Annotated in this window: 5 protein-coding genes and 3 tRNA genes; 4 read left to right on the forward strand and 4 right to left on the reverse strand. The window is 40.3% G+C overall.

Annotation, left to right across the window (positions count from 1 at the left end; genetic code table 11):
- Positions 1–89: 89 nt before the first annotated feature.
- Positions 90–163 (reverse strand) — tRNA-Gly (locus tag E1160_RS01465).
- Positions 164–221: 58 nt separating this feature from the next.
- A tRNA-Tyr gene (locus tag E1160_RS01470) sits at positions 222–306 on the reverse strand.
- Positions 307–572: 266 nt separating this feature from the next.
- Between E1160_RS01470 and rlmB the strand changes: the two genes are divergently transcribed.
- Positions 573–1,424 carry a 23S rRNA (guanosine(2251)-2'-O)-methyltransferase RlmB gene (gene rlmB / locus E1160_RS01475; protein WP_155153217.1) on the forward strand — a complete coding sequence of 284 codons (852 nt, stop codon included), beginning with the start codon at positions 573–575 and terminating at the stop codon, positions 1,422–1,424.
- A gap of 141 nt (positions 1,425–1,565) precedes the next feature.
- Positions 1,566–1,641: transfer RNA gene (locus tag E1160_RS01480), tRNA-Thr, on the forward strand.
- 249 nt (positions 1,642–1,890) lie between these two features.
- Here the strand turns inward: E1160_RS01480 and E1160_RS01485 are convergent.
- On the reverse strand, positions 1,891–2,421 hold the full coding sequence (locus E1160_RS01485) for a helix-turn-helix transcriptional regulator (protein ID WP_155153218.1): 531 nt from the start codon (positions 2,419–2,421) through the stop codon (positions 1,891–1,893).
- A 180-nt stretch (positions 2,422–2,601) separates the two neighbouring features.
- On the opposite strand from E1160_RS01485, the gene E1160_RS01490 reads away from it, so the two are divergent.
- Positions 2,602–4,095, forward strand: coding sequence for a multicopper oxidase domain-containing protein (locus tag E1160_RS01490; protein ID WP_155153219.1), 1,494 nt, complete (start codon positions 2,602–2,604; stop codon positions 4,093–4,095).
- A gap of 228 nt (positions 4,096–4,323) precedes the next feature.
- A complete protein-coding gene (locus E1160_RS01495) occupies positions 4,324–5,118 on the forward strand; it encodes an ion transporter (RefSeq protein WP_155153220.1) in 795 nt (264 codons plus the stop codon).
- Positions 5,119–5,127: 9 nt separating this feature from the next.
- On the opposite strand, the gene E1160_RS01500 is transcribed toward E1160_RS01495, so the two are convergent.
- Positions 5,128–7,731 (reverse strand): nitrate- and nitrite sensing domain-containing protein, encoded by a 2,604-nt coding sequence (locus E1160_RS01500; protein ID WP_155153221.1) that lies wholly within the window; start codon positions 7,729–7,731, stop codon positions 5,128–5,130.
- Positions 7,732–7,792 lie beyond the last annotated feature (61 nt).

Raw genomic sequence — 7,792 nt, forward strand, 5'->3', positions numbered from 1 at the left:
TTATTACGTTCAAACTTTTCTTTAGCCATTTGTCAAAATTCCCTAACGACTAGAAATGCACCTGATCGAGTATTCCTGATTAAATCCTTTGGAGCGGGTAGAGGGAATCGAACCCTCGTAATCAGCTTGGAAGGCTGGAGCTTTACCACTAAGCTATACCCGCAGAATTCTCATACAAGCTACTCTATAAACTCATATAGCCGCTATGCAGCTGATATCGATGGTGGAGGGTGTTGGATTCGAACCAACGTAGGCATAGCCAGCGGATTTACAGTCCGCCCCCTTTAGCCACTCGGGCAACCCTCCTTACTCAGCGAGTTCACCGATATATGCCGCTCACGGCAGGGAGGTGTTTAAGATTTCCGAGCCCTTCTGTCAACGCAAAAACCAAAAGAAATTTAAAAAAAGTTAATTATTTTTTTCACATTTACGAATACTTCTGAAAGAATCCCAGTTTTCCGCGCTTCTACACTTTTCAATAATATATTGGTAGTCACATAATCTATTTGCTTATCTGCCATATAACTATGTAAAAAGATTAAAACCTAATCATAAAAGAGGTGAATCGCATCATGGCACAACGCCGCAAAGGTCATAAGTCTGGTACCCCCAAAAAAAGAGACCCGCAACAAAATCAAAAGAAGAGTAACCAACGCTCGAATAATGACTCGATAGCACGCCTCCCCCGTGCCGGAGGTAATCAACTATGGTTATATGGGAATCATCCCATTACCGCCGCCCTTGAAAACAGAGAGCGAAAGATTGAAGCAATCGCTGTCACGCCAGCGGCGCAAGATAGATATATGGAGCTTTGTACTAAACGCAACATTCCCATGGTTGTGACGAATAGAGAAGAGCTTGATCGCTTATTTGGTGAAGACGCCATACATCAGGGCGTAGGATTATTGGTCCAGCGCCTAAATGCATATGCATTGGAGGATTTGCTGTTTGGCGCCGAAGATGATGATGTTTATCTGATCCTTGATCAAGTAACCGACCCTCATAATGTGGGTGCTATTTTAAGGTCTGCGGCTGTCTTTGGGGCTAAGGCCGTCATTCTCCCAGAACGTAATGCGCCAGAAGAATCAGCTGTGCTCGCCAAAAGTGCAAGCGGTGCTGTTGAAAGCACACCTCTTATATATGTAGGTAACCTTGCACGCGCACTAGATAAAATTCGTGATGCGGGCTTTTGGACGGTGGGCTTTGCAGGTGAGGCCGAGGCAGAACTTCAAGAAGTTACACTAACAGGAAAGATTGCATTGGTAATGGGTGCAGAAGGCCCCGGTATGCGCCGCCTAACCCGTGAGAACTGTGACACTCTTGCCCGTATTCCAATGGCAGAAAATGTAGTAGGTAGCCTGAATGTCTCTAATGCGGCTGCAATTGCCCTATACGCAACCAAGGCACAACGGTCTTCCAGTTAATATTGAAAATAAGCAATCATTAGTTTTTTCAAGGCTTTCAGATATAGGGCAAAAAAAAAGTTAAAAAAATTCCAAAAAAATGAAAAAAAGGTCTTGCACTGACCGACGGACATCACTAAAACCTCGCCTTGTCAAGACGACGCCGCAATAGCTCAGTTGGTAGAGCAGTTGATTTGTAATCATCAGGCCCGCGGTTCGAATCCGTGTTGCGGCACCATAAAAGCCTTCGAGAGTTTCTCGGAGGCTTTTTTGTTTTTAATCTTATTTTCTTCATGCTGCGCGCAGTTTATTGGCTCTTTAACCGTGGTTTTGAGTCTCACATGTATAGCTGCGGATGTGCGAAAATACATTCTCTTTAGCCCCCCCAAAAAAAATTCAATAAATAAATTGGCGAAAGAAGGCGATTTCCCTCCTTGGGATTAATCCATATATAACTCGTTATAGGCGGCTTCAAACACATCTATCATCATTTGAGAGACGGTGGCTCTAACATATCTTCAAAGAACCAAGCAGCCAATTCATATCTCGTATTCACTTTCGCCTTCTTATAAACATTTGACGCCTGTTGCCGCACCGTCTTTTCACGGGTTTCCCGAAGTTCAGCAATTTCACGAAAAGATAGTCCCTTTAACATTCCAATGACAACTTCTTGCTCACTATCGGTTAATTCCCATTCATCAAATTGTTCTTGCATAATCGCACGATATTGACTGGCAATTTCTACTGTCTTCTTATTTAAGTTAGAAAACTGCCCCTTCGTCCTTTCCAGTTTTTCCTTCAACTCCCCTAATGCGATCTGTTGCTTTCTATATTCGTAAGCAAATATTCCCAATATCAATAAACTGACACAAAATCTCAGCATATCATCAGACATAGAAACAAATGCCTCTCCATCCATTAATTCCGAGAAAATTTCAAATGCACTCATACCGAATACAAAGACTACAAAAATCGCAATGGCTGCCTGTTTGAACGAAGAAAGACTCAAAGAATCCATTATTGTATATCCTATGATACGTTTATGAATGATATCTGCACTTTTGCAATTTGCAGAATAGATCATATGTCCTATGCACGAAAATTCCTATGGGACATATGTCGGATAGACATAAAAAACCAAACAAACATATGGTTAGAAGCATTTCATCTACTAATACGGATTTAAGGGATCCCCCATATGTTAAACAGAATCTCCAGACGGACATTCCTCTCAGGAAGCGCCGCTACCATAGGACTAGGATTAATTCCACAAAGCTTGGCAAGTCAAAAAAGACCGCGACTTCCAATCCCTCGATTGATAGATGGACGACAAGGCGAACCAGTAAACTTAACGATTAAAAATGGTCATTGGTCATTCATGCCGGGTGTAAATACCGCCACATTTGGCTTCAGTCAGGAATATCTTGGCCCAACAATTCGGACAAGAAGAAATAGTGAATTGAATTTAAGCTACCACAACACACTGAACGAAGATGTATCCGTTCATGGTCATGGGCTTCACGTCCCTGGTGCAGTTGATGGTGGCCCGCAATTAGAGATCCAACCAAATGAATATTGGAAGCCAACACTCTCGATTGTTCAACCAGCCGCAACCTGTTGGTACCATTCCCATACTCATGGGCATACAGGTCGTCAGGTCTATCATGGGTTAGCCGGCATGATGATTATTGATGACGATGATAGCGATGAAATGGATTTACCAGATCGATATGGTGTAGATGATCTACCAATTATCATTCAAGATAAAAGTTTCGATAAGAAGGGAAAGCTCATTTATTCCCTTTATGAGGCCGGAGAAGATGGATGGTATGGCGATACGGCAATCATTAATGGTGCGATAAACCCCATCGCCAAGGTACCTGCCGGAAAGGTTCGGTTACGATTGTTAAATGGCGCCAATGCACGTTTTTACATAATCACTTTTTCAGATAATCGTGAGTTTTACAAAATAGCTACAGATGGAGGTTTACTTGAAAAACCTGTACCGCTGAAATCAATGGAAATGTCGCCAGGAGAACGTTGCGAAATTATTGTTGATCTATCAGATGGAAAAGAGGCTGATCTACTCACATTATTCGAAGATGTCTTTGATGAAGAAGGTGAAGGCATCGCAACAACCTTACAAAATATATTCAAAAAAGATACCTCTTCAAACCAGAACCACTCACTCAAACTGGTGGTTGATAAATCTCTAAATGCAAATCTGGCTCCCTTACCGGAAAGGATGGTCTCAATTGCACGCCCAAAACCGAAAGAAATTAACAGAACACGAGAATTCATATTAAATATGGATCATGAAACATCACATACAGATCATAGTCATGCACATCATGCCATGGATATGACAATTAATGGCGCAGCAATGGATATGAACGTTATCAATGAACGTGTCGATATTGGCGTGTGGGAGCGATGGCGTATCCGGTCCAATCAAGGTGCACATCCATTTCATATCCACGGATGTTCCTTTTTAATTGAGAATATGGAAGGCGATACCACAACTGCGGATCAAGCTGGCTGGAAGGATACTGTTGTACTGGATGATGATGATTGGTCAGAACTGATAGTACGTTTCGATCACATCGCTGATGACTCATTTCCATATATGTATCATTGCCATATTTTAGAACATGAAGATCGCGGCATGATGGGACAATTTACGGTAACTTAAATTGAGTTGGAATAAAAATGTAACATTCCAGTGCTATTGCTATTTCACCCCCTAAATACCTCCCTTACCTTTTTATTGCCTCTGATAAAGTATCAGAGGCAACTTCTTTATGAGGAATCTAATAAATCGAAGTTTACAGTTTCTATAAAGACATTATATAACGTCGGCGGTAAATTTGATCTTGCTGTTTTTTATTAATCATTCCTGTAAACAGAGCGACAACCAGATATGCAATTCATTGTTTCAAAAGCCAAAGCTATTACAGAAAACACCACCTTCAGAAATGTAATTTTAGGGGTCATTATCTTTAACGCCGTTTTGCTAGGGTTGGAAACATCCCCTGCATTGCTTGAGAATTATGGCACAATCCTAATGTTTTTGGATAAATTTTGCCTCAGTATCTTTGTAATTGAACTTGCACTGAAACTTATCGCTCAACAATTCCGCTTCTTTAAAAGTGGATGGAATATCTTTGATTTCATCATTGTTTCTATCGCCTTTATCCCGAATGCAGGCGGCTTGGCAGTTCTAAGAACATTGCGCATTTTCCGCGCCTTTAGATTATTTGCAGCAGTTCCTAGTATGCGTCGCCTTGTGGCTGCGCTGTTAAAGGCAATTCCTGGTGTATCATCTGCGATCGGCTTATTAGCAATTTTGTTTTATGTATCATCTGTTGTTGCAACCAGCCTATTCGCAAATTCTTTCCCAGAATGGTTTGGTTCTCTCGGAAAAACTTTATTTACACTGTTCCAAGTGATGACTTTGGAAAGTTGGTCCATGGGCATTGCCCGCCCCGTGATCGCAGAATTCCCTTATGCATGGATATTCTTTGTGTTCTTTATTTTAGTGACAAGCTTTACAATGCTAAACGTCTTTATCGGTATTATCGTGGATGCCATGTCTAGTATTAAAGAAGAAGAACATGCAGAACAACAATCAGAGCATGATAATCAACTAGAACAAAAACTTGATGAAATCAGTAAACGTTTACAGGCGATCGAAAAATCACTGAAAGAAGAGTGATATAAAAACTTAGTTTTTCATTTCCTGATGAAGGACTGAAATGATATCCTGCGCCATGGCAGGTTTATAGATATAACCTTTCATAACGCCATTATCATTTGCTTTTTCGTCATGAAGAACATCCGCCGTATAAGCAAAAATTGGTGTATCATTATTCATATTTTCATCTTGTTGTATACGTTCCGCGGTTTGCATCCCACTCAGCCCTGGCATATGAATATCCATCAAGATCAAATCAAAATGTTCCGTTTTAGATAACTTAATCGCATCTTCCCCATTCATGGCATAACTTACTTTTGCCCCCAAAGGTTCCAGATAAGATTTAACAATCAAAATATTGGAAAAAACGTCGTCAACGACCAAAACATTTGCAGTTAACGCTTGATGAGCAGCGACCCCATTTAATTTCTTATTATTTGGGAAATGATCGATGATATCAGAAATGTCTTCAGCGACAAAGGTCACTTTAAATGCACTTCCCAATCCGACATTACTTTTCACTTCAATCCCGCCACCCATAAATTCTGCGATCTTTTTACAAATTGTCAAACCTAACCCAACACCGCCATAAGTGCGTGTCAAAGAAGTATCCACCTGCATAAAGGGATTAAAAATATCTTTCATTTTCTTGGCTGGAATACCAAGCCCTGTATCATTAACTTCCAGAATAATTTTAACTTCCCGCTTATCCAGTTTTTCTGCTCTTGCCTTAACGACAATTTCACCATTTTCGGTAAACTTAATCGCATTTGCCATCAGGTTGATCAGAATTTGATTGATCCGCTTAGCATCGCTCAAGATAACTTTTGGAAAATCATCTTGTAACTCAAATGTGATTTTATTCCCTGATGCCTTCGCCTGACTGGCATATGTGGATTTCAAATTAGACATAATTTCCCCCATAAAGACAGGGTTATTTTCTATTAAGATACCTTCTTTACCCGTATGGGTAAGGTCCAAAATATCATTCACAATACCAAGTAAATGGGTGCCAGAATCGAAAATATGTTTCGGGTATAGTTTAATGGCGTCCAAGCTCTTGGGACCGTTACCAAACTCACTAACTAATAGATCAGAAAATCCAATAATTGCATTCAAAGGTGTACGTAATTCGTGACTAATCATCGCAAGGAAATCAATCTTGGCGTCATTCGCTTGCTTCGCAGCATCCAATGCGTTTTCCATTTCATGATTTGCTTGCTCCACCAATGACATATCTTGGGCAGCAGCAATCACTTGTACACCGTCAGCCGTCACAACGCGATTCAAAGCAATTCGGACTGGCACACTATCTCCATTTTTATGCTTTGCATGTACCGTTCGGCCCAAAAACATAATACGCGGAACCTCACCAGTCGGGTCTTTCGGCATAGATATATATTCTTTTCTATGTTTTGCGTGGGTTCGTGAATTTACTCCAGCGACAATTTGGTCAATATTTAAACCTAAGAACTCTTCCGGTTCATATCCAAGAAGCTCTCCTGCTCCTGAATTTGTTCTTTTAATTTGACCATCATCTCCAACAACAAAAAGTGCCCCAGGTACTTTTTCAAGCAATAGATTGAGTTCTTCATTCTGAATTTTCTGAAATTTATTACTCTCTTCTGCTTGCCACGCATTACGCAAAGCAATCGTCCCTAACCCAACACTGATTAAAAGTAGGATTACAGTCACAGCCAAGTTTAAAATAAATATCTGCTGTGCATTATTTTGTGCATTCGTTGCAATCTTCAATAATGTTGAAGCGATTTGTTGTTCAACTTCATGAAAAATATCAATCATCTTTGCATTCACGCCGGACCATTCAGATGCATCTATCCTCTTCAAATCACCCGTAACGGGGAAATCTAAAATGATGTCTTCCATGCGTCGAATATCATGCATGATAGGGTTTGCGATTGCAATCTCATGAAATTGAACATCTTCTGGATCACCAAAAAGCTTGAAGGATTCCAGTTGATTATTCTGCGTAGCCATTAAACTAACAAATCTGATATAAACCTCTTCGGAAACTCTTCCAGCTCCAAATGCCCCTGCCCCCAAAGCTCTTTTCTCACCGGCTTGTTCTTTTGCATTGATATAATAAAGGTAAGAACTGATTTGCTTACTCACGCGTGAATCATGGCTTGCGATAAGTAATACATCCAAAATGTGAATCAACTTGCTGATGATTTCAGTATATTGAGAGGTAACCTCCGTAATTGTCATGGTTTCTGTATCAAGTTGACGACGAACCTGCTGTAATAATCTTTCCGTATGTAAAGCGGTGGCCATAATTCTTGGAATATAATCTTCTTGGGCAAAGCTCGCTAAATCAGTATTGAGTTGTTGGTTTTTTTGATCCGTTTTTTGTCTCTGGATCGGTAATTCTTCTGCAAATACCTGTTTACTGGATCCGATATAACCGGTTGAAACACCGCGTTCTTGCTGGATATCATAAACAAGAGAACTCACATCAACGGCGAGATTTGCTAGATGTTCAATTTGTTTGTATTTTTCGACTTGTCTATAACTTTCAGACAAATGATATGCCGCATATCCCAATAAACAAATGATCGGTATTAAGAAACCGATAAGGATGAGCGGATTTTTTCTTGTTCCTAACAACCACATAATTATCGCAGCCTTGTAACATTAGTGTTGTTGTAACTTATGATTTTCTAATATTAAATCA

This window comes from Curvivirga aplysinae, assembly GCF_009711445.1.
GTDB lineage: Bacteria > Pseudomonadota > Alphaproteobacteria > UBA8366 > Aestuariispiraceae > Curvivirga > Curvivirga aplysinae.